Here is a 504-nt window from a genome sequence, read left to right on the forward strand (position 1 = left end):
CTTCCGACCAAAGCATGGCAGCAAACTCCGGTCCGATGCCCTTCACGTCTAGCAACATCGCCGCCGAGGTGGGCGTTGCCGCGTCTTGCGCCTCGGCCAGCAACGCGGCTCGCTCCGCCTCCACGGCCTTGACTTGCTCGAGAAGCAGTTCCAGCCGATCGAGTTCGCGGCATATCTGCGCTTTGAGATGCGCTGGCAGCGCTCTGCCATCGCCGGTCCGCAGTTCCTCAAGCCGTGCCCGCCGATCGCGGCGCAGCGGTTCGTATCCGGAGATGCCCTGTGCAAATAACAATCCCTTGATACGGTTGACGTGGCTCACCCATTCGCCGGTTAGCACCTTGCGCTGTCGAGTAATGCGACGGCGGTCTTCCTCTTTCCGGCCGGGGGCCTTGACCATCGCGCACACCCGCGGCTCGCCGCGCTTGTAGGCCAGCAGCGCCCGCACCATGGCTTCGCCGTCGATCCTGTCAGTCTTCGCCTGTCGGCGACGGGTCGCGATCGAGG

The 504-nt window shown here is 65.1% G+C and carries 1 protein-coding gene; it reads right to left on the reverse strand.

All coding sequences use genetic code 11. The features are described 5' to 3' along the window. A partial coding sequence (locus NKH03_RS34955) for a transposase (RefSeq protein WP_502913592.1) occupies positions 1–504 on the reverse strand: 504 nt, incomplete at both ends.

It is taken from the genome of Mesorhizobium sp. M1406, from assembly GCF_040317555.1.
Taxonomy (GTDB): domain Bacteria; phylum Pseudomonadota; class Alphaproteobacteria; order Rhizobiales; family Rhizobiaceae; genus Mesorhizobium.